Annotated in this window: 14 protein-coding genes and 1 pseudogene; 11 read left to right on the top strand and 4 right to left on the bottom strand. The window is 42.3% G+C overall.

Going from position 1 to position 22,362, the window contains the following annotated elements:
- Window positions 1–17: 17 nt before the first annotated feature.
- Complete coding sequence (locus tag N8M09_RS05810; RefSeq protein ID WP_261064446.1) at window positions 18–152, top strand: hypothetical protein; 135 nt, start codon at window positions 18–20, stop codon at window positions 150–152.
- Between the two features lie 108 nt (window positions 153–260).
- Here the strand turns inward: N8M09_RS05810 and N8M09_RS05805 are convergent, their stop codons facing one another.
- Together N8M09_RS05805 and N8M09_RS05800 are read right to left on the bottom strand one after the other, a co-directional pair.
- Complete coding sequence (locus N8M09_RS05805; protein ID WP_261064441.1) at window positions 261–452, bottom strand: hypothetical protein; 192 nt, start codon at window positions 450–452, stop codon at window positions 261–263.
- 727 nt (window positions 453–1,179) lie between these two features.
- Entirely contained in the window at window positions 1,180–1,272 is a 93-nt protein-coding gene (locus N8M09_RS05800; protein WP_000969509.1) for a type I toxin-antitoxin system Fst family toxin, read from the bottom strand.
- A gap of 133 nt (window positions 1,273–1,405) precedes the next feature.
- Between N8M09_RS05800 and ruvB the strand changes: the two genes are divergently transcribed.
- The 9 genes and pseudogenes from ruvB (at window position 1,406) to N8M09_RS05755 (ending at window position 12,656) form a co-directional block, all read left to right on the top strand.
- Entirely contained in the window at window positions 1,406–2,404 is a 999-nt protein-coding gene (gene ruvB, locus N8M09_RS05795) for a Holliday junction branch migration DNA helicase RuvB (RefSeq protein ID WP_009014280.1), read from the top strand.
- On the top strand, window positions 2,385–2,957 hold the full coding sequence (locus N8M09_RS05790) for a nucleotidyltransferase family protein (protein ID WP_261064440.1): 573 nt from the start codon (window positions 2,385–2,387) through the stop codon (window positions 2,955–2,957). Before ruvB ends, N8M09_RS05790 begins: the two co-directional genes overlap by 20 nt.
- A 345-nt stretch (window positions 2,958–3,302) precedes the next feature.
- Window positions 3,303–4,061, top strand: a complete 759-nt coding sequence (locus N8M09_RS05785; RefSeq protein ID WP_000466720.1) for an isoprenyl transferase — start codon at window positions 3,303–3,305, stop codon at window positions 4,059–4,061.
- A gap of 8 nt (window positions 4,062–4,069) precedes the next feature.
- On the top strand, window positions 4,070–4,873 hold the full coding sequence (locus N8M09_RS05780; RefSeq protein ID WP_000189860.1) for a phosphatidate cytidylyltransferase: 804 nt from the start codon (window positions 4,070–4,072) through the stop codon (window positions 4,871–4,873).
- A gap of 21 nt (window positions 4,874–4,894) precedes the next feature.
- The gene (rseP, locus tag N8M09_RS05775; RefSeq protein WP_261064438.1) at window positions 4,895–6,154 is read left to right on the top strand and encodes an RIP metalloprotease RseP; all 1,260 of its coding nucleotides are present in this window, start codon (window positions 4,895–4,897) and stop codon (window positions 6,152–6,154) included.
- Between the two features lie 12 nt (window positions 6,155–6,166).
- Window positions 6,167–8,020 carry a proline--tRNA ligase gene (locus tag N8M09_RS05770; protein WP_261064436.1) on the top strand — a complete coding sequence of 618 codons (1,854 nt, stop codon included), beginning with the start codon at window positions 6,167–6,169 and terminating at the stop codon, window positions 8,018–8,020.
- Window positions 8,021–8,118: 98 nt separating this feature from the next.
- Window positions 8,119–9,498, top strand: coding sequence for a 6-phospho-beta-glucosidase (gene bglA, locus N8M09_RS05765; protein ID WP_261064435.1), 1,380 nt, complete (start codon window positions 8,119–8,121; stop codon window positions 9,496–9,498).
- 191 nt (window positions 9,499–9,689) lie between these two features.
- Entirely contained in the window at window positions 9,690–11,498 is a 1,809-nt protein-coding gene (gene glmS / locus N8M09_RS05760; RefSeq protein WP_261064434.1) for a glutamine--fructose-6-phosphate transaminase (isomerizing), read from the top strand.
- A gap of 118 nt (window positions 11,499–11,616) precedes the next feature.
- A pseudogene (locus tag N8M09_RS05755) lies at window positions 11,617–12,656 on the top strand (LLM class flavin-dependent oxidoreductase).
- 99 nt (window positions 12,657–12,755) lie between these two features.
- Here the strand turns inward: N8M09_RS05755 and N8M09_RS05750 are convergent.
- On the bottom strand, window positions 12,756–16,649 hold the full coding sequence (locus tag N8M09_RS05750; RefSeq protein ID WP_261064433.1) for a pullulanase: 3,894 nt from the start codon (window positions 16,647–16,649) through the stop codon (window positions 12,756–12,758).
- Between the two features lie 113 nt (window positions 16,650–16,762).
- Complete coding sequence (locus N8M09_RS05745) at window positions 16,763–18,241, bottom strand: AcpB/EbpR/MafR family transcriptional regulator (RefSeq protein WP_261064432.1); 1,479 nt, start codon at window positions 18,239–18,241, stop codon at window positions 16,763–16,765.
- A gap of 478 nt (window positions 18,242–18,719) precedes the next feature.
- Between N8M09_RS05745 and rpoB the strand changes: the two genes are divergently transcribed.
- A complete protein-coding gene (gene rpoB / locus N8M09_RS05740; protein WP_261064428.1) occupies window positions 18,720–22,331 on the top strand; it encodes a DNA-directed RNA polymerase subunit beta in 3,612 nt (1,203 codons plus the stop codon).
- The last annotated feature ends 31 nt before the right edge of the window (window positions 22,332–22,362 follow it).

Raw genomic sequence — 22,362 nt, 5'->3', positions numbered from 1 at the left:
TAGGTGGCGAAGACACCGTGGATCTTAATACCGTAGCAAACGAGGTCATTCAAGGCCTTTGGGGCAATGGACAAGAAAGATATGATAATTTATCGAGCGCTGGTTATGACGCACAAGCCGTGCAAGATAGAGTAAACGAATTGCTTTCTTAACAAACTCACTGAAAAACCTGTATAAAATCAAAAATATTGTACACTAGACCGCAGGCTCAGGCTTGCGGTTTTTTTGTTTGCTCAAAATAGAAAAAACAGTGATGGTACTCACTGTTTTTCTTGTAGTGTATGGGCGTAAGAAGTCATGCTGATAGCGTGTTTTAAACGCATGTTCATAATATCTGATACACCGTTTTTATACTTATCTACGGCCTGAATAGATACGCCACAGTTTTTGCTAATAGCATAGGCTGTGGCGTTGTCTAAAAGCCAGCGGATAGCTTCAATATCTACTGACATATATTACCTCGTAAAATACCAAACTGCAAATAGGAGTAGAAGAAGTCCAATAATAAATTCAACTTTTTCACGCTTGGTAGTTTTTCTAATTTTTAGATTTACTTTCATTATTTTTCCTGTTATAATTTAAGTACACCCCCGAAGGGGTGGATAGTGATTTCTCACTATCCAAATTCGATGTGCCATTCAAAGCTGATTATAAATAAGTTTATTTTGATGACTAGCTTATTTGTTTTTGCCTTGAGTGGCTTCTTTTTGAACTTAAACATTTCATGTTCCTTTCTACTAGTTTCCTTGTCTAAGGTTTCCTCCTTAACCTTATGTATCTATTATACAACTTTAGTTGTAGAAAGTCAATGGTTTTGATAATTTTTTTCAAAAAAAATAGACCTTGTCCAGAGGTCGGGGAGTTGGAGGGGACACCCTCCAAGAGTGTTGATTTAATAAGATTTTATTTTACCTTTTTCATAATAATCTCCCTTAACTCCACCCAATCAGGTGGAGTTTTTTGGCTCTATTTCAGGCTTTTGGGGAGTTTTCTAAACATCATTTTCCGATAACTTTCGCAATCTTGAACGTCTTGTAGTACAGAGGTTCAAGAGAATATAAACCTTTGACAAATTTTGTGAACTATGGGATAATAAAAGGGAATTAAGTATTGTGTCTATATCATAGGCTAGAAAAGACCCCAAGCTCACGACCAAATAAGCTTGGGGTCTTTTTGACACTATTTGTCCTTGTTTAGCCATTTATCGACTAAGCGAAGAACGACACCGACCACAATTGGTCCGATGATAGTTTTAAGTATTGTATCCATCATGGGCTATCTCACCTCCTTTCGTAGGCGGTGTAGCAGTGGCGAACAATATTATACCACATAAGTGCTAAAGTCGGGAGTCACCCAATTGGGTGGCTTTTTTGTTTGTGGCTTGGATTTTTGATATAATAGAGCCATGAGTAGAATTTTAGATAATGAGATAATGGGGGATGAGGAGTTAGTAGAACGCACACTCCGTCCTCAGTATTTACGTGAATATATTGGGCAGGACAAGGTCAAGGACCAGCTCCAAATCTTTATCGAAGCTGCTAAAATGAGAGATGAAGCGCTGGATCATGTGCTCTTATTTGGCCCTCCAGGCTTGGGAAAAACGACCATGGCTTTTGTTATTGCCAACGAGCTGGGTGTCAATCTCAAGCAGACGTCTGGGCCTGTCATTGAAAAGGCTGGTGATTTGGTAGCGATTTTGAATGACTTAGAGCCTGGGGATGTCCTTTTTATTGATGAGATTCATCGCTTGCCCATGTCTGTGGAAGAGGTGCTTTATAGTGCCATGGAGGACTTCTACATTGATATCATGATTGGGGCTGGTGAGGGTAGTCGTAGTGTTCATTTGGAGTTGCCACCTTTTACCTTGATTGGTGCGACGACTCGGGCTGGTATGCTCTCAAATCCGCTACGGGCACGTTTTGGGATTACAGGTCATATGGAGTATTATGCTCATGCTGACTTGACGGAAATTGTTGAGCGGACGGCAGATATTTTTGAGATGGAAATCACTCATGAGGCAGCGTCTGAGTTGGCCCTACGTAGTCGTGGGACCCCTCGTATTGCCAATCGTCTCCTCAAGCGCGTGCGCGATTTTGCCCAGATTATGGGGAATGGGGTTATCGATGATGTTATTACCGATAAGGCTTTAACTATGCTGGATGTTGACCATGAAGGTTTGGACTATGTGGATCAGAAAATCCTTCGCACCATGATTGAGATGTACGGTGGTGGTCCTGTTGGTCTAGGAACTCTTTCTGTTAATATTGCCGAGGAGCGCGAGACTGTCGAAGACATGTATGAGCCTTACTTGATTCAAAAAGGCTTTATCATGCGAACACGTTCTGGACGGGTGGCGACTGCTAAGGCATATGAGCATTTGGGGTATGAATACAATGAAAAATAAGCAAGAAATCCTAGAGACTTTTAGAGAAAATCCAGATATGATGGCTATTCTGACGATCATCCGAAACCTTGACTTAAAAGACTCCTGGTTGGCAGCAGGTTCTGTCAGAAATTTTATCTGGAATCTCTTGTCAGACAAATCCCCTTTTGACTGTGAAACAGATGTAGATGTGATTTTCTTTGATCCAGATATTTCTTATGAGGAAACCCTGTCCCTAGAGAAAAAACTGCTAGAGGATTTTCCTCAGTACCAGTGGGAATTGAAAAATCAAGTCTATATGCACCAGCACAGCCCTCATACTGCTCCCTATATCAGTTCCCGTGATGCCATGAGTAAGTATCCAGAACGGTGTACGGCAGTTGGACTGCGCTTGAATGAAGAATCCGATTTTGAACTCTATGCACCTTATGGTTTGGAGGATATTTTGAATTTTCAAGTTCGTCCAACTCCTCATTTTTTAGAGAATGAAGACCGAATGGAACTTTATCGAACACGTCTATCTAAGAAAAATTGGCAGGAGAAATGGAAAAATTTGATTTTTAAAAATACTTAAGGAAACTTTAAGCTAGGAAGTGTATACTAAGTTCATAAGTTAAGAAAACCTTAACTTAAACTCCTAAAACTTTTTCATAATAATCTCCCTATAAAAATAAAGTCGCCCAATCAGGCGGCTTATTTTTTTGAAAAATGGGCTTTGTGTCTGAGAATAATACTCAATGAAAATCAAAGAGCAAACTAGGAAGCTAGCCGCAGGTTGCTCAAAACACTGTTTTGAGGTTGCAGATAGAGCTGACGTGGTTTGAATTTGATTTTCGAAGAGTATAAATAGCTTAGTGATAGAAGAAAATAGGGAAATATGGTATAATGAAACGATAGATTTTTGAATAGGAATAAGATCATGTTTGGATTTTTTAAGAAAGATAAGGCTGTGGAAGTAGAGGTTCCGACACAGGTTCCTGCTCATATCGGCATCATCATGGATGGAAATGGCCGTTGGGCTAAAAAACGTATGCAACCGCGAGTCTTCGGACACAAGGCGGGCATGGAAGCATTACAAACTGTGACCAAGGCAGCCAACAAACTGGGTGTTAAGGTTATTACGGTTTATGCTTTTTCTACGGAAAACTGGACCCGCCCAGATCAGGAAGTCAAGTTTATCATGAACTTGCCAGTAGAGTTTTATGACAATTATGTCCCGGAATTGCATGCGAATAATGTTAAGATTCAAATGATTGGGGAGACGGACCGCCTGCCTAAGCAAACCTTTGAAGCTTTAACAAAGGCTGAGGAATTGACTAAGAATAACACAGGATTGATTCTTAACTTTGCCCTCAACTATGGTGGACGTGCTGAGATTACACAGGCGCTTAAGTTGATTTCCCAGGATGTTTTAGATGCCAAAATCAACCCAGGTGACATCACAGAGGAATTGATTGGCAACTATCTCTTTACCCAGCATTTGCCTAAGGACTTACGAGACCCAGACTTGATTATCCGTACTAGTGGAGAATTGCGTTTGAGTAATTTCCTTCCATGGCAGGGAGCCTATAGTGAGCTCTATTTTACAGATACCTTATGGCCTGATTTTGACGAAGTAGCCTTGCAGGAAGCCATTCTTGCCTACAATCGTCGTCATCGCCGATTTGGAGGAGTTTAGGAGGAAATATGACACAGGATTTACAGAAAAGAACCTTGTTTGCAGGGATTGCCCTGGCTATTTTCCTACCGATTTTAATGATTGGGGGACTCTTGCTTCAGATAGCAATTGGAATCATAGCCATGCTAGCCATGCATGAACTTTTGAAGATGAGAGGTCTAGAGACCATGACCATGGAGGGCCTCTTGACCCTCTTTGCAACCTTTGCTTTGACCATTCCCTTGGAGAATTACCTGACTTTTTTGCCAGTTGATGGGAATGTGGTTGCCTATAGTGTTTTGATTTCAATCATGTTAGGAACGACCGTTTTTAGCAAGTCTTATACGATTGAGGACGCTGTTTTCCCTCTTGCTATGAGTTTCTATGTTGGTTTTGGATTTAATGCTTTACTAGATGCTCGCGTTGCAGGTTTAGATAAGGCTCTATTGGCCTTGTGTATCGTCTGGGCGACAGACAGTGGTGCCTATCTTGTTGGGATGAACTATGGTAAACGAAAATTAGCTCCGACAGTTTCTCCAAATAAAACCTTTGAGGGTGCCTTGGGTGGTATTTTAGGCGCGATTTTAGTAACCATCATCTTTATGATAGTTGACAGCACAGTTGCTCTTCCGTATGGAATTTACAAGATGTCAGTCTTTGCTATTTTCTTTAGCATTGCTGGACAATTTGGTGATTTACTAGAAAGTTCGATCAAGCGTCACTTTGGTGTCAAGGATTCTGGGAAATTTATCCCTGGACATGGTGGTGTTTTGGATCGTTTCGATAGTATGTTGCTTGTATTTCCAATCATGCACTTGTTTGGACTCTTTTAATCAAAAGACGGAGGAAATACTATGCTCGGAATTTTAACCTTTATTCTGGTTTTTGGGATTATTGTGGTGGTGCACGAGTTCGGACACTTCTACTTTGCCAAGAAATCAGGGATTCTAGTGCGTGAATTTGCCATTGGCATGGGACCCAAGATCTTTGCTCATATTGGCAAGGATGGAACGGCCTATACCATTCGAATCTTGCCTCTGGGGGGCTATGTTCGCATGGCCGGTTGGGGTGATGATACAACTGAAATCAAGACAGGAACTCCTGTCAGTTTGACGCTTACTGATGATGGTAAGGTTAAACGCATCAATCTTTCAGGTAAAAAATTGGATCAAACAGCCCTCCCTATGCAAGTGACCCAGTTTGATTTTGAAGACAAGCTCTTTATCAAGGGCTTGGTTCTGGAAGAAGAAAAAACATTTGCAGTGGATCACGATGCAACGGTTGTGGAAGCAGATGGTACTGAGGTTCGGATTGCTCCCTTGGATGTTCAATATCAAAATGCAACTATCTGGGGGAAACTGATTACCAACTTTGCAGGCCCTATGAATAACTTTATCTTGGGTGTCGTTGTTTTTTGGATTTTAATCTTCATGCAGGGTGGCGTCAGAGATGTTGATACTAACCAGTTCCATGTCATGCCCCAAGGGGCTTTGGCCAAGGTGGGAGTGCCAGAAACAGCTCAGATTACCAAGATCGGCTCACATGAGGTTAGCAACTGGGAAAGTTTGATCCAGGCTGTGGAAACAGAAACCAAAGATAAGACGGCCCCGACTTTGGATGTTACTATTTCTGAAAAGGGGAGTGACAAACAAGTCACTGTTACTCCGGAAGAAAGTCAAGGCCGTTACCTTCTAGGTGTTCAACCGGGGATTAAGTCAGATTTTGTATCTATGTTTGTAGGTGGGTTTACAACTGCAGCCGACTCTGCTCTCCGAATTCTCTCAGAACTGAAAAATCTGATTTTCCAACCGGATTTGAACAAGCTAGGTGGACCTGTTGCTATCTTTAAGGCAAGTAGTGATGCTGCTAAAAATGGAATTGAGAATGTCTTGTACTTCTTGGCAATGATTTCCATCAATATCGGGGTTTTTAATCTTATTCCGATTCCAGCTCTGGATGGTGGTAAGATTGTGCTCAATATCCTGGAAGCCATTCGCCGCAAACCATTAAAACAAGAAATTGAAACTTATGTCACCTTGGCCGGAGTGGTCATCATGGTTGTCTTGATGATTGCTGTGACCTGGAATGACATCATGCGACTCTTTTTTAGATAATCGAGGAAAATTATGAAACAAAGTAAAATGCCTATCCCAACGCTTCGCGAAATGCCAAGCGATGCTCAAGTTATCAGCCATGCTCTTATGTTGCGTGCTGGTTATGTTCGTCAAGTCTCAGCAGGTGTTTATTCTTATCTACCACTTGCCAACCGTGTGATTGAAAAAGCGAAAAATATCATGCGCCAAGAATTTGATAAGATTGGTGCCGTTGAGATGTTGGCTCCTGCCCTTCTTAGTGCAGAATTGTGGCGCGAATCAGGTCGTTACGAAACTTATGGTGAAGACCTTTACAAACTAAAAAACCGTGAAAAATCAGACTTTATCCTAGGTCCAACTCACGAAGAAACCTTTACAGCTATTGTCCGTGATTCTGTTAAGTCTTACAAGCAATTGCCACTTAACCTTTACCAAATCCAGCCTAAGTATCGTGATGAAAAACGCCCACGTAATGGACTTCTTCGTACACGTGAGTTTATCATGAAGGATGCTTACAGCTTTCACGCTAACTATGATAGTTTGGACAGTGTTTATGATGAGTACAAGGCTGCTTATGAGCGTATTTTCACTCGTAGTGGCTTAGACTTCAAGGCTATCATCGGTGACGGTGGAGCCATGGGTGGTAAGGACAGCCAAGAATTTATGGCCATTACACCTGCTCGTACAGACCTTGACCGCTGGGTTGTCTTGGACAAGTCAGTTGCCTCATTTGATGAAATTCCTGCAGATGTGCAAGAAGAAATCAAGGCAGAATTGCTCAAATGGATGGTCTCTGGTGAAGATACCATTGCCTACTCAAGTGAATCTAGCTATGCAGCTAACTTAGAAATGGCAACAAACGAGTACAAACCAAGCAACCGTGTTGTCGCTGAAGAAGAAGTGACTCGTGTTGCAACTCCAGATGTTAAATCAATCGATGAAGTTGCAGCCTTCCTCAACGTTCTAGAAGAACAAACGATTAAAACTCTCTTCTACATGGCAGATGGTGAGCTTGTTGCGGCCCTTCTAGTTGGAAATGATCAACTCAACGAAGTTAAGTTGAAAAACCATTTGGGAGCAGATTTCTTTGACGTTGCTAGCGAAGAAGAAGTAGCAAGTGTTGTTCAAGCAGGGTTCGGTTCACTTGGACCAGTTGGTTTGCCAGAGAATATTAAAATTATTGCAGATCGTAAGGTGCAAGATGTTCGCAATGCAGTTGTGGGTGCTAACGAAGATGGCTACCACTTGACTGGTGTGAATCCAGGTCGTGATTTTACTGCAGAATATGTGGATATCCGTGAAGTTCGTGAGGGTGAAATTTCTCCAGACGGACAAGGTGTCCTTAACTTTGCGCGTGGTATCGAAATTGGGCACATCTTCAAACTCGGTACTCGCTACTCAGCAAGCATGGGGGCAGATGTCTTGGATGAAAATGGCCGTGCTGTGCCAATTATCATGGGATGTTACGGTATCGGTGTCAGCCGTCTCCTTTCAGCAGTGATGGAGCAACACGCTCGCCTCTTTGTCAACAAAACGCCAAAAGGTGAATACCGTTACGCTTGGGGAATCAACTTCCCTAAAGAATTGGCGCCATTTGATGTTCACTTGATCACTGTCAATGTCAAGGACGAAGAAGCACAAGCTCTGACAGAAAAACTTGAAGCAAGCTTGATGGGAGCTGGTTACGAAGTCTTGACGGATGACCGTAACGAACGTGTCGGAGTCAAATTCAGTGATAGCGACTTGATTGGATTGCCGATTCGTATCACTGTTGGGAAGAAAGCGGCTGATGGCATCGTAGAAGTTAAGATTAAAGCGACTGGTGACACTATCGAAGTTCATGCAGATAACGTGCTCGAAACGCTTGAAATCCTCAGCAAGAAATAAAAACTATAATCAGAAGAAAAACAAGGAAAAAATGTAACTAGTTTTTACCTTGTTTTTTCTGTATAATGGGAAAAATGAGTAGATAAAGAGGTAAATGTATGCTAAGATTTCCGAAGGATTTTGTCTGGGGATCCTCTACTTCTGGACCACAAACAGAAGGACGTGTAGCTGGTGACGGTAAGGGAGATAATCTCTGGGATTATTGGTACCAAGTGGAGCCAAATCGTTACTATAATGGGATTGGTCCAGATAAAACATCAACCTTTTATGAAAACTGGGAAAAGGATATCGATCTCTTGTTAGAAACTGGTCACACGGCCTTTCGGACTTCTATTCAGTGGTCACGGATTTTTCCACAAGGATGTGGAAAAGTCAATCCTCAAGGTGTGGATTTCTATCGTAAAGTTTTTGAGGCTATTAAGGCTAAGGGGATTCGTCTTTTAGTCAATCTCTACCACTTTGATTTGCCTTTTGCTCTTCAAGAAGCTGGTGATGGTTGGGAAAATAAGGCGACAGTTTCAGCTTATGAAGACTATGCCCGTTTTTGTTTTGAGACTTATGGAGATTTAGTGGATCAATGGATTACCTTTAACGAGCCCATCGTTCCAGTAGAATTTGGCTATTTTTACGATGCCCATTATCCACATAAGGTGGATGCAGAGGCAGCCGTTAAAGTAGCATATCATACACAATTGGCCAGCAGTCGGGCGGTTAAGGCTTGTCATGAACTTTTGCCAGATTCCAAGATTGGGATTGTCCTCAACTTGACACCGGCTTATCCACGTAGCCAGCATCCTGCTGATGTCAAGGCTGCTAGTATTGCGGACCTTTTTCAGGCCCAATCTTTCTTAGATCCGTCTGTTTTAGGGACTTATCCACAGGAGTTGGTAGAAATCTTACATGAATACGGTCTCTTGCCTGATGCTACAGAGGAGGAGTTGAAGCTCATTCGTGACAATACAGTGGACTTCCTTGGTGTCAACTACTATCAACCTTTGCGTGTTATGGCTCCTCGATTTGCTAAGCACCCAGAGAGTCCACTCTTACCAGAACATTTTTATGAGCCTTATGTGATGCCTGGACGTAAAATCAATCCTCACCGTGGCTGGGAGATTTATGAGCAAGGGATTTATGACATCGCCCAAAATATCAAGAAAAATTATGGCAATATCGAGTGGATGTTGACAGAGAATGGTATGGGTGTTGAAGGGGAAGAAAAATTCCGTCAAGATGGAATGATTCAAGATGATTACCGTATTGACTTTGTAAAAGCTCATCTGCGTGAACTGCACCGTGCCATTGAAGACGGAGCCAATTGTAAGGGCTACTTGATTTGGACCTTTATCGATTGCTGGTCATGGCTCAACAGCTATAAAAATCGCTATGGTTTGGTCGAATTAGACTTGGAAACGCAAGAACGTCGTCTGAAAAAATCAGGGCACTGGTTCAAGGAACTAAGCGACAATAATGGATTTTAAGAAAGACTCTGACTGATTGTCCTAATTGGTCAGAGTTTTTGGCTTACAAGAGCTTAATTTGAACTATACCAATTTTTACTCTTGACAAGTGAAAGAAACAAGTATATACTGTTTTTGCTGATTCTACAAAAGAGGAATTAGACTATACCAATTTTAAGGAGAAAGCACAGCTGGTCTGTGTCGTATATACTATGTGTGGAATTGTTGGTGTTGTTGGAAACACAAATGCAACTGATATTTTGATTCAAGGGCTTGAAAAGCTCGAATACCGTGGCTATGATTCTGCGGGGATTTTTGTCCTAGGTGGTGCTGAAAATCACCTAGTCAAGGCTGTCGGTCGTATCGCAGAATTATCTGCTAAGACAGCTGGTGTTGAGGGTACAACTGGTATCGGGCATACTCGTTGGGCGACTCACGGGAAACCAACGGAAGACAATGCTCACCCACACCGCTCTGAGACTGAGCGATTTGTCTTGGTTCACAATGGTGTGATTGAGAACTATCTGGAAATCAAGGAAGAATACCTTGCTGGTCACCACTTCAAGGGGCAAACAGATACGGAAATCGCCGTTCACTTGATTGGAAAATTTGCGGAAGAAGAAGGGCTCTCAGTTCTTGAAGCCTTCAAAAAAGCTCTTCACATCATCCGTGGTTCTTATGCCTTTGCCTTGGTTGACTCACAAAATCCTGAAGTGATCTATGTGGCTAAGAATAAATCACCACTTTTGATTGGTCTTGGAGAAGGCTATAACATGGTCTGCTCAGATGCTATGGCTATGATTCGTGAAACCAGCCAATACATGGAAATCCATGACCAAGAGTTGGTCATCGTCAAGGCTGATAGTGTTGAAGTTCAAGACTATGATGGTAATCGCCGTGAGCGTGCTAGCTACACTGCTGAGCTAGACTTGTCAGATATCGGTAAGGGGACTTATCCTTACTACATGCTCAAGGAAATCGATGAGCAACCAACGGTGATGCGTAAACTCATCCAAGCCTACACAGATGAGGCAGGTCAAGTAGTGGTTGACCCAGCTATCATTAAGGCCGTTCAAGACGCAGACCGCATCTACATCCTTGCAGCTGGAACATCTTACCACGCAGGATTTGCTTCTAAGAAGATGCTGGAAGAATTGACAGATACACCAGTTGAACTTGGTATCTCATCTGAGTGGGGTTACGGTATGCCACTTCTCAGCAAAAAACCACTCTTCATCTTTATCAGCCAGTCTGGTGAAACAGCAGATAGCCGTCAGGTTTTGGTCAAGGCTAATGAAATGGGAATTCCAAGCTTAACAGTGACAAATGTTCCAGGTTCAACCCTTTCACGTGAAGCTAACCATACCATGCTCCTTCACGCAGGACCTGAAATTGCCGTGGCCTCAACCAAGGCCTATACAGCGCAAATTGCAGCCCTTGCCTTTCTTGCAAAAGCAGTCGGTGAAGCGAACGGCAATGCTAAAGCGCAAGCCTTTGACCTAGTTCATGAATTGTCAATCGTAGCTCAGTCTATCGAATCAACTCTTTCAGAGAAAGAAACCATTGAAGCCAAGGTTCGTGAGCTTCTTGAAACGACTCGTAACGCTTTTTACATCGGACGTGGTCAAGATTACTACGTAGCCATGGAAGCCAGTCTCAAACTCAAAGAGATTTCTTACATCCAGTGTGAAGGCTTTGCGGCAGGAGAACTCAAGCACGGAACCATTGCCTTGATTGAAGAAGGAACGCCAGTCTTGGCCCTCTTGTCTGACCCAGTTCTTGCCAACCATACTCGTGGAAATATCCAAGAGGTCGCAGCCCGTGGTGCCAAGGTGCTTACTATCGCAGAAGAAAATGTAGCCAAAGATACAGACGATATCGTCCTTACAACTGTGCACCCTTACCTCTCACCAATTTCAATGGTTGTGCCAACGCAATTAGTCGCTTACTTTGCAACACTCCACCGTGGACTTGATGTGGACAAACCACGTAACCTTGCTAAGTCAGTAACGGTAGAATAAGCTAAAAAAGTCTAGTTATCTAGGCTTTTTCTTGTGAACAGATTGGTTGCTTGTAGTCAAGATTCGTGTTAGAATAATTTTTCAAATTGCAGGAAAGAAATAGACGGGGAGAATCACAATGGTAGAATTGGGAATTTCAACATTTGGGGAAACAACGGAGCTTGAAGGGACTGGGCAAACTTACAGCCATGCCGAACGCATTCGTCAGTTGGTGGCGGAGATTGAACTGGCTGATAAGGTTGATTTGGACGTGTATGGAATTGGTGAGCACCATCGAGCGGATTTTGCAGTATCAGCCCCAGAGATTGTTCTGGCAGCTGGAGCAGTCAATACCAAGAAAATCCGTTTGACCAGTGCAGTCAGCATTCTCTCAAGTATGGACCCGATTCGTTTGTTCCAACAATATGCCACTATTGATGCTTTGTCAAATGGACGTGCGGAGATTATGGCTGGAAGGGGTTCTTTCACGGAATCTTTCCCCTTGTTTGGCTATGATTTGAAAGACTACGAAGCCCTTTTTGATGAGAAATTAGACTTGCTTCAGTTAGTTAATGAAAAGACCAAGCTAGACTGGCAAGGTCGCTTGACCCAAACAATCTCTGGCAAAGAAGTTTATCCTCGTCCAGTTCAGGACAAATTACCCTTGTGGATAGCGACAGGTGGTCATGTCGAATCAACAGTGAAGATTGCTCAGGTAGGCCTACCGATTGTCTATGCCATTATTGGTGGCAATCCGCGTTATTTTAAAAAGTTGATTCAGGCTTATCGTGAGATTGGGAGCGAAGCGGGTCATGCCAGTCAGGAACTAAAGGTTGGAGCCCATTCTTGGGGTTGGATTGCTGAGGATGGTGAGCAGGCTGTAAAAGATTATTTCCATCCGACCAAGCAAGTGGTGGATGCTATTTCCAAAGACCGTCCGCACTGGCAGGAATTGCGTTATGAGCAATATTTGGAGCAAGTTGGGCCAAATGGTGCTATGTTTGTGGGCAATCCAGATCAGGTGGCGGAAAAATTGATTCGCATGATTAAGGATTTAGGTTTGGACCGCTTTTACCGCTTGGCTCCATGCCTCATGATCAAGTTCTAAGAGCTATTAAACTTTTCGGAACGCAAGTGGCTCCAAAAGTACGGGCTTATTTTGCCATGAAAGAGGCTTAATAAAAAATCCTAATCGAGTTTATTAGGACAACAAATATTGTACAAAAATCAATCCCCCAAGCATTATAGCTCGGGGGATTTTTCTATAGGAGGGCTAGTTTAGTTCTCTTTTTTGTTTTTTAGCAAGAACCCGAGACCTAGAAGGGCGAGGAGACTAATTCCTGCAAACAGGAGTTTGTTATCGTTTTTGGTTCCTGTATTTGGAAGTTCAGCTTGTTTAGCTGGAGTTGCAGATATATTTTCCTTGTTAGAGTTATCTACCGATTCGTTTCGAACAGCTTCACTTACAGATGATGCTTGTGCTTCTTGTGCTGGTTGTTCAGCTTGTGAATCAGTTGTAGCTTGGCTAGGTTTATTTTCTGCATCAGCTACTTTTGTATCTGGTTTAGTAGAATCAGGTTTAGCTTGTGGAGCTGGATCTGTATTTTGATGTTCAGGTTTGTTTAATCGATTTGGAATATCGCTTGTACTGTGCTCTTGACCTTGTTCTTGTCTAGAATTTGAAAGGTCAAATTCTGGTTTATCTTTCATAGCTGGACGGCTTTGAGAGACTCGAAGAACAGTAGCTGTAAGGGCATTCAATTTCAAGCCTTTTTCAGTCCACTCAAGTCCTTTCGGGTTGGCAATTCCTACTGGTCCTGCTTGGTTTTCATCTGCCAAAACTTCAGCATTTCTGAGGTGGGCAAAGGCAGTTCCCAAATTAAATTCGCGAGCTTTTTCATCCGCATTGACAAAGACTGCGTAGATATCACCGTTTGGAGCAGTGATTTGGTAGCCAATTACTACATCCTCTTTTTCTACACCATTTTGACCTGGGACAGTGATGAGGTGTACACGGTCTTTGATATCTTGGAGACTCTTAAGTCGGAAGGCATCTGTAGATTGACGAAGGGCAATCAGACCTTTCATGTAGTCACGGCTCTTGACATTTTCAGGATAAGCTTTTCCATCTGTAGCCTTAGTCCAGTCAAACTTGTTAACTGCATCGCTAGAATCGTAAGAATCATGGATGAAGTAAGGATAGTCAAATGGGTTGCCGTCCTTATCACGCAACAAGTGAGATTTGTTTGGTTTTTTGTCCTCTGCTACAGGAGTTCTGTAGGCTGGGTCACGGAATTGTTTAGTACGTCCGTATTCCTGACCAGAGTGGATAAATGGAGTTCCTTGAGCCGTCAAGACCATGAGATTTCCAAGTCGCAAACGACGATGAATTTCAGCATAGTTCTCAGTCTTGCTTGGGTCTTTTTTGATAGACTGGGCAATGATGTCAAAGAGGGTCAAGTTATCATGGGCTGCGATGTATTGGATAACATCTCCAGGGCTGTCTGCTTCAAAGTTGGTTGGTTGAGCAATGAGATTTTTAAAGACAGTGTTGATATCACGCTTGCCACCTGTGATAAAGGCAGGTTGACCTTCGTTTGGATAACCAGACTTGAGGTTGTTACGGATGTCATCTGAGAAGACAGCGACAGTATCGGTATGTTTCATCCAATCTTGGTCAGCAGCTTTAGTAGGCATGTTTTCATCGCCAGCATAGGTTCTCCAACCTTCACCCAGCATGATGAGGTTTGGATTGAGGGCGCGTGCGGCCTTGTAAGCTTCTTCGATAGAAGCTGCATCATGGTCTCCCATCATATCGAAGCGGAATCCATCTACTTTGTAGGTATCAACTAGGTATTTGATAGAGTCAACTAGGAGACGTTTGGTCATATGGTGGGTTGTCCCCAAACGTCCACCACCAAAGCTAGTGCGAGGTGTTCCGTCAGCATCCATAAAGTGGTAGTAGTTTGGTTCTAGGTCTTCAAAGATATCGACTTTGGCTGTATGGTTATACACTACGTCCAGGATAGCTCCCATGCCACGTTTGTGGATCTCGTTGATGAGGTTTTTAAATTCTGCGATTCGTTTTTCTGGATTTTTAGGATCGCTTGAGTACATACCAGTCAAGGAGAAGTAGTTTTGAGGGTCATATCCCCAGTTGTAGTTGCTGTTGCTTGAAGCATAGTCAGATAAGCGTTCGTGGTTTTTCAATTCATTGACAAAGTAGTAAGACAAGACTGGAAGGAGCTGGATGTGGGTTACACCCAAGTTTTTGAGGTAGTCTAGTTTTTCGATAAAGGCTTCAAAGGTACCAAATGGCTTAGTCAAATCTTTTGCGATGGCAGGATCTGAAGTGAAGTCACGCACATGAGCTTCATAGATAACGGCATCTTCACGAGTCTTGAAGTTATGAATTTTACCATAAGTCAAGTCTTGAGGTCCTAGTTTAGCTGGATTTACAAAGGCGGCTTTAGCCACTTTATGGGAAGCGTCTGTTTTTGCAAGATCGCTGTTCCAAGCAGCGAGGGATTTAGCGTAAGGATCGAGTGCAAGAACAGTTTTACCCTGACGCTCGATTTGGTATTGATAATAGTAGCCAGTGAAATCAGTGATGCCTAGTTTGTTTGTGCTATCTAGAGTTTGTTTCCAGGTTCCTCTTTCCCCTTTTTCAAGAGCGACAGTTCCAACCACTTTTTCAGGGTCATTCTTGTCGTAGACAACGACAGAAACCTTATCAGCACTTGGTGACCAAAGAGTTAAATCAACTTGTTTTCCTTCTTCTTTTAGGTCAGCTCCAAGTTTGCCATCATAACTGTAAGTCTCATCTTTCAGACGCCAGCTTGTTTTGGTAGTGAATTTGTCAGAGTTGTAGCTAACGGTATAAGGATGTTTTGTGTCAGAGAAATCTCCGCTGTAGGTCACTTTCTTACCAGCCTCATCGATTGCAACATCAGTGATAGTTACTTTGTTTCCTAGGTGATTAGTGATGTTGGAGTGTTTGAGGATATCTTCTTTTTTAGCACCGACAAGTGTTGAAAAACTACTTTCAATGCTAGAAGTTCCTACGTGTTGAGCTCCTGTCATGCGGATATCGTGCACATAGTAGGGGTTGGTGTAGATGGTTTCGTCATCATCTTTTAGGAAAATTTGGCTATGATTTTTCAAATCTGTGAACTTATAATCTTCTTTACGGATTTTCACATCGTCTCCTTGTTTCTTTCTGTCTAGTAATAAAAATCCAAGATCTTTAGCTGCATCTTTGAGTGGAATATCGATATAGCGACCATATTTGCCTGTAGCCGTAAAGTCTGTTCCGTTAGGCCATTCACCACTACTTGGATTTTTCACATCTCCCCAGTACCAGAGAGCTTTCTTGTCATAGTTGCCATCTGTGCGGTAGTAGTTGACACGAATAGTTCCTGCAGGTTGTGGCTCGTAAGAGAAAACCTTGTGATCTTGGTCCAACCAAGCCTCATTCATCTTTGGCGCCAGTTTTTCTACCGATTTATCGCCAGTTAGATTTTTTCCAGCTGTATTATTGATGAGGAAGCTAATTTTCTTGGCTTGTTCTCCCTTTAATTTGACATCTAGGTAGTAGCCATAGTCATCTTTTTTGGCATCCTTAAAGGACAGGGCTCCGTTAGGCCAATTTTCAGAAGGTTTTTCAACATCGTCCCAAGTCCATAGTCCTTGAGCATCCTTGTTTTCTTCAGGAAGCTTTTTGACGTGGATACGGAAATAGTTGTCTTCGATTGGCTCTTCTGCCTTAGTTTCAGTTGCTACTGGACTAGTAGAAGTAGTTGGCTCATTTGAACGATCTTGCCCAGTTTGTGGTGCTGAATCGGCTGGAGTTGCAGCAGCAGGAGTGGTTGCCTCTGTTGCAGGTTTTTCTTCTGTTTTCGCTAGGGAAGCGTTTGCATTTTTAGGTGAAGAAATATCACTTTCGTTCTTATCAGAGTTAACTGCTGTATCAGTAAGAGGTTGGGCAAGGACAGTAGTAGTTTCATTACTAGTTCCCTTATTGCTTGTAGTATTTTCGTTGGCTGAGATAGTTGGTGTAGCCATGGCAAGCAGAACAAGGCTTGCTCCAATAAGGACAGAACCAGTTCCATTCTTGAGGGAACGGATGCTGTAAACCATTTTTTTCTCAGTGTGAGATGGTGTTTTTCTCATAATGATTCTCCAATCAATAAATTTCTATATCAGTATAGCACTTAGTAAAATAATATGCAAGCGTTTTCTTGAAATTGAACTAAAAGAAAATCGCAACAGGTTTTCTGTTACGACTAAGCTAGTCTTTCTTTATGAATTTGTGAACCCAAAAGGTGGAGGTGGTGAAATAGTTCTGCAGTAGGAAGATTCCGACTACAAATAATGGGTTTCGGACAGTTGGAAACAGGGAAGGTAGTGATAACAATATCGTGTGGAATTTGATGGAAGATTGAGGAAGAGATACTGGACTTTTCCCAAGGGTCAAATAGATAGAGATTGTTACCGTAGTGGGAAAGGGTGTCAATTAGGTTTTGTGCATGCTCACTATCTAGATGACTAATGACCAAAACACGAATTTTGGGAAGCTTTTGAAGTAATTGGACTAAAATGCGTTGTCCTTGGATAGAAAAGGCATAAACTAGCTCTTGTAGCTTACTTGGGTGACTCTCTAGACCAATCTCAGCTAGATACGTCTGAAATTTACTTTTACTTACTTCAAATAGTTTTGGAAATTCTTTTTGATAATTGGTTAAAAGTAGAGACTTCTGTTTTTCAAGAGACTTGTTGCTAAGTGGGTGTAGAAAATCAGCTTGGGCAGTGTAGTGGAGGAGCCAAATCAATTCTTCTCGATTTGCAATTTGTAGGTGAAATTCTTTAGCCAATTCTTCTAAAATTTGACTCAATAAACGATAGGATTTTTGAATCTGATGAATGTCTCCTATCGCTTCATTACAAGGTTTATTTGTGATTTGAGGCGACTTTGCTGGTGTTGAAAATAGCTGTTCCATTGTTTCCTTTGTAGGTTCAAAATGGAGTTTTTTAGCCAGCTTTTTGATATCTTGTTCAAACTGCGGAATTTGCATGAGAGAGCTGTAGTGACTGGTTAAAAGGGGAGTAGGATCTTCAATCAAATGACTCATATTAAACCGCTCTAGATTGATAGCTAGGGTATATTTGATTTGCCGTAGACTGCTGAGGGTGAGTGAAACTTGTTGGGCGTTCAAAAATAGCTGAATCAAGTGAGTGAGTGATTCTTCAGAAATAGACGGAAAGGGCCAATCAAGAAAACTGTAACTTTGGCTAAAATAGTCTAGATAAAAGGCGCGAATGTTCTCTTCTGTTCCCTCCATGACTAAAGGGGAAAGTTGTATGCTGATGCCATAATGTTGCGGGAGTTTAGTATTTAGATGCTGGATGATTTCCTGAACTTGTTCGTAGCCAATCATAAGTTCCTGACCTATTTGGTCAAGTGATTGTCCCTCTTTGAAAAAGAGACGGTTCAAAAAAGAGTAGGTTGTAGATTGTTCAAAGATGGCAATCCTAGGGTCTAAAGAGTTTCGGTCTTCAAACCGCAACTGAATACCTTCTTTTGTTGATCGAATAAGGAGGTTAGGAAATAATTGCTCAAGTTTAAAAAGGAGTTCTTGCAATTCTTCTGCTGACAGATTCAGATTTTCTGACAAAGATGAATCTTGTATCCAATCCTGGTGTTTGGTTAGTTCTTCCAGTAACATTAGCAAATTCTGTTCTGTTTCAGAAAGCAAAATATCCATAATAAACCTCCTTATATATTTATACATATATATTAAAAGAAAAGGCAAGTAAAGTCAAGGAAAATGGGCTAAGATAAAATAGGATAACCAATTTACTATATTCTTTTGGGTAATTAGGCTGAAAATGAACTTCGTAAAGCAATAGTTGAATTCAATTTTTTATAGGAAAAAAATTTACCAAAAATCCACAGAATCCCTTGAAAAATCTAGCTAAATAGGGTATAATATGAGTAATCATTTGTCGTAGGTTTTGTCTGAAATATTGTCCAGACAAGGCTCACAGCAGTTAAATCTTCTGAAAAAGTCAGATTTAGCTGCTCTTTTTGTGCTTTTTTTCAGGATTTTGAGTACTTGTAACAAAGATTTAAAGATTCTGAAAATTTATCAAAGGGACACGGTGATAGGGGTTTTACAACCATATGACGATTAGAAAGCCTGATTGATAAGGCTTGGAACTTATTTACAAAGGAGAATCATCTTGGCAGGACATGACGTTCAATACGGGAAACATCGTACCCGTCGTAGTTTTTCAAGAATCAAAGAAGTTCTTGACTTACCAAATTTGATTGAAATTCAAACTGATTCATTCAAAGCTTTCCTAGACCACGGTCTTAAGGAAGTATTTGAAGATGTATTGCCAATTTCAAACTTCACAGACACAATGGAGTTGGAATTTGTTGGATATGAAATCAAGGAACCAAAATACACGCTAGAAGAAGCTCGTATTCACGATGCTAGCTACTCAGCACCAATTTTTGTAACCTTCCGCTTGATCAATAAAGAAACAGGCGAAATCAAGACCCAAGAAGTTTTCTTTGGTGATTTCCCAATCATGACAGAAATGGGTACTTTTATCATCAATGGTGGTGAACGTATCATCGTATCTCAGTTGGTCCGCTCACCAGGTGTTTACTTTAACGATAAAGTTGATAAAAACGGTAAAGTAGGCTATGGTTCAACGGTTATCCCTAACCGTGGAGCTTGGTTGGAGCTTGAAAGCGACTCAAAAGACATCGCCTACACTCGTATCGACCGTACTCGTAAGATTCCATTTACAACCTTGGTTCGTGCGCTTGGTTTCTCAGGTGATGATGAAATCTTTGATATCTTTGGTGATAGCGAATTGGTTCGCAACACTGTTGAAAAAGATATCCATAAGAACCCAATGGACTCTCGTACAGACGAAGCTTTGAAAGAAATTTACGAACGCCTTCGTCCAGGTGAGCCTAAGACTGCTGAAAGCTCACGTAGCTTGCTTGTAGCTCGTTTCTTTGACCCACGTCGCTATGACTTGGCAGCAGTTGGTCGTTACAAGATCAATAAAAAACTCAATGTTAAAACACGCTTGCTCAACCAAACCATTGCAGAGCCATTGGTAGACCCTGAAACAGGAGAAATCTTGGTAGAAGCTGGAACAATCATGACTCGTAGCGTGATTGAAAGTATTGAAAGCTATTTGGATGGCGACTTGAACAAGATTGTTTACATTCCAAATGATGCAGCCGTTGTGACTGAGCCAGTTGTTCTTCAAAAATTCAAGGTTGTTGCACCAACTGACCCAGACCGTGTCGTAACAATTATTGGTAATGCCAATCCAGATGACAAGGTTCGTATCGTCACTCCTGCAGATATCCTTGCTGAGATGAGTTACTTCCTCAACTTGGCTGAAGGACTTGGCCGTGTAGATGATATCGACCACCTTGGAAACCGTCGTATCCGTGCGGTTGGTGAATTGCTTGCCAACCAAGTACGCCTTGGACTTTCTCGTATGGAACGTAATGTCCGTGAACGTATGTCTGTTCAGGACAATGAAGTCTTGACACCACAACAAATTATCAATATCCGTCCTGTAACAGCTGCGGTTAAAGAATTCTTTGGTTCATCACAGTTGTCACAGTTCATGGACCAACACAACCCACTTTCTGAGTTGTCTCACAAACGCCGTTTATCAGCCTTAGGACCTGGTGGTTTGACGCGTGACCGTGCTGGATATGAAGTACGTGACGTGCACTACACTCACTATGGTCGTATGTGTCCAATCGAGACACCTGAAGGACCTAACATCGGTTTGATCAATAACTTGTCATCTTACGGACACTTGAACAAATATGGTTTTGTTCAAACACCATACCGTAAAGTTGACCGTGAAACAGGTGTTGTTACGAACGAAATCGTTTGGTTGACAGCCGATGAAGAAGATGAATTCACTGTAGCGCAGGCCAACTCTCGTCTTAACGAAGATGGAACCTTTGCTGAAAAAGTTGTCATGGGACGTCACCAAGGGGTCAACCAAGAGTATCCAGCTAATGTTGTTGACTATATGGACGTATCACCAAAACAGGTAGTTGCCGTTGCGACGGCATGTATTCCTTTCTTGGAAAACGATGACTCCAACCGTGCCCTCATGGGAGCCAACATGCAACGTCAGGCTGTGCCATTGATCAATCCTCAGGCACCTTACGTTGGTACTGGTATGGAATACCAAGCAGCCCACGACTCTGGAGCGGCTGTGATTGCTCAGTATGATGGTAAAGTTACTTACGCAGATGCTGACAAGGTAGAAGTTCGTCGTGAAGATGGTTCATTGGACGTTTACCACATCCAAAAATTCCGTCGTTCAAACTCAGGTACTGCTTACAACCAACGCACTCTCGTAAAAGTTGGCGATGTCGTTGAAAAAGGCGATTTCATTGCTGACGGACCTTCCATGGAAAATGGAGAAATGGCGCTTGGACAAAACCCAATCGTTGCCTACATGACTTGGGAAGGTTACAACTTCGAGGATGCCGTTATCATGAGCGAACGCTTGGTGAAAGACGATGTCTACACATCTGTCCACCTTGAAGAATACGAATCAGAAACACGCGATACAAAGCTTGGGCCTGAAGAAATTACTCGTGAAATTCCAAACGTTGGTGAAGATGCCCTTAAAGACCTTGACGAAATGGGTATTATCCGTATCGGTGCTGAGGTTAAAGAAGGTGATATCCTTGTAGGTAAAGTAACACCTAAGGGTGAGAAAGACCTCTCAGCTGAAGAACGTCTCCTGCACGCTATCTTCGGAGATAAATCTCGTGAAGTGCGTGATACTTCTCTTCGTGTACCACACGGTGCCGATGGTGTCGTTCGTGATGTTAAGATCTTTACACGTGCAAATGGAGATGAGTTGCAATCAGGTGTTAACATGCTGGTTCGCGTCTACATCGCTCAAAAACGTAAGATTAAGGTCGGAGATAAGATGGCCGGACGTCACGGAAACAAAGGGGTTGTCTCTCGTATCGTTCCTGTAGAAGACATGCCTTACCTTCCAGACGGAACTCCAGTCGATATCATGTTGAACCCACTTGGGGTGCCATCACGTATGAATATCGGTCAGGTTATGGAGCTCCACCTTGGTATGGCGGCTCGTACTCTTGGAATCCACATCGCAACACCAGTCTTTGACGGAGCAAGTTCTGAAGACCTTTGGTCAACTGTTAAAGAAGCTGGCATGGATAGCGATGCCAAAACAATCCTTTACGATGGACGTACTGGTGAACCATTTGATAACCGTGTTTCTGTTGGTGTCATGTACATGATCAAACTCCACCACATGGTTGACGATAAATTGCACGCGCGTTCAGTCGGACCTTACTCAACTGTTACCCAACAACCACTCGGAGGTAAAGCTCAGTTTGGTGGACAACGTTTCGGTGAGATGGAGGTTTGGGCTCTTGAAGCCTATGGTGCGTCAAATGTTCTTCAAGAAATCTTGACTTACAAGTCTGACGATATCAATGGACGTTTGAAAGCTTATGAAGCTATTACAAAAGGAAAACCAATTCCAAAACCAGGTGTTCCAGAATCCTTCCGAGTTCTTGTCAAAGAATTGCAATCTCTTGGTCTTGACATGCGTGTCCTAGATGAAGATGACCAAGAAGTGGAACTTCGTGACTTGGATGAAGGAATGGACGAAGATGTCATCCACGTAGATGACCTTGAAAAAGCCCGCGAAAAAGCAGCACAAGAGGCTAAAGCAGCCTTTGAAGCTGAAGAAGCTGAAAAAGCAACAAAAGCGGAAGCAACAGAAGAAGCTGCTGAAGAAGAATAAGCAGTTCACTTAGAATAGAAAGGGAAGAAAT

The sequence above is a fragment of the Streptococcus mitis genome, assembly GCF_946190375.1.
GTDB classification, from domain to species: domain Bacteria; phylum Bacillota; class Bacilli; order Lactobacillales; family Streptococcaceae; genus Streptococcus; species Streptococcus mitis_CJ.
The sequence above is the reverse complement of the archived record's forward strand: the minus strand, read 5'-3'. Positions and strand labels throughout refer to the sequence as shown.

Coding starts and splice junctions, on each gene's coding strand:
- rseP (WP_261064438.1), top strand. CDS start 4,895: ATGCTCGGAATTTTAACCTTTATTCTGGTTTTTGGGATTATTGTGGTG.
- N8M09_RS05780 (WP_000189860.1), top strand. CDS start 4,070: ATGACACAGGATTTACAGAAAAGAACCTTGTTTGCAGGGATTGCCCTG.
- N8M09_RS05750 (WP_261064433.1), bottom strand. CDS start 16,649: ATGAGAAAAACACCATCTCACACTGAGAAAAAAATGGTTTACAGCATC.
- N8M09_RS05800 (WP_000969509.1), bottom strand. CDS start 1,272: ATGATGGATACAATACTTAAAACTATCATCGGACCAATTGTGGTCGGT.
- N8M09_RS05770 (WP_261064436.1), top strand. CDS start 6,167: ATGAAACAAAGTAAAATGCCTATCCCAACGCTTCGCGAAATGCCAAGC.
- N8M09_RS05785 (WP_000466720.1), top strand. CDS start 3,303: ATGTTTGGATTTTTTAAGAAAGATAAGGCTGTGGAAGTAGAGGTTCCG.
- N8M09_RS05790 (WP_261064440.1), top strand. CDS start 2,385: ATGAATACAATGAAAAATAAGCAAGAAATCCTAGAGACTTTTAGAGAA.
- N8M09_RS05805 (WP_261064441.1), bottom strand. CDS start 452: ATGTCAGTAGATATTGAAGCTATCCGCTGGCTTTTAGACAACGCCACA.
- N8M09_RS05745 (WP_261064432.1), bottom strand. CDS start 18,241: ATGGATATTTTGCTTTCTGAAACAGAACAGAATTTGCTAATGTTACTG.
- glmS (WP_261064434.1), top strand. CDS start 9,690: ATGTGTGGAATTGTTGGTGTTGTTGGAAACACAAATGCAACTGATATT.
- bglA (WP_261064435.1), top strand. CDS start 8,119: ATGCTAAGATTTCCGAAGGATTTTGTCTGGGGATCCTCTACTTCTGGA.
- ruvB (WP_009014280.1), top strand. CDS start 1,406: ATGAGTAGAATTTTAGATAATGAGATAATGGGGGATGAGGAGTTAGTA.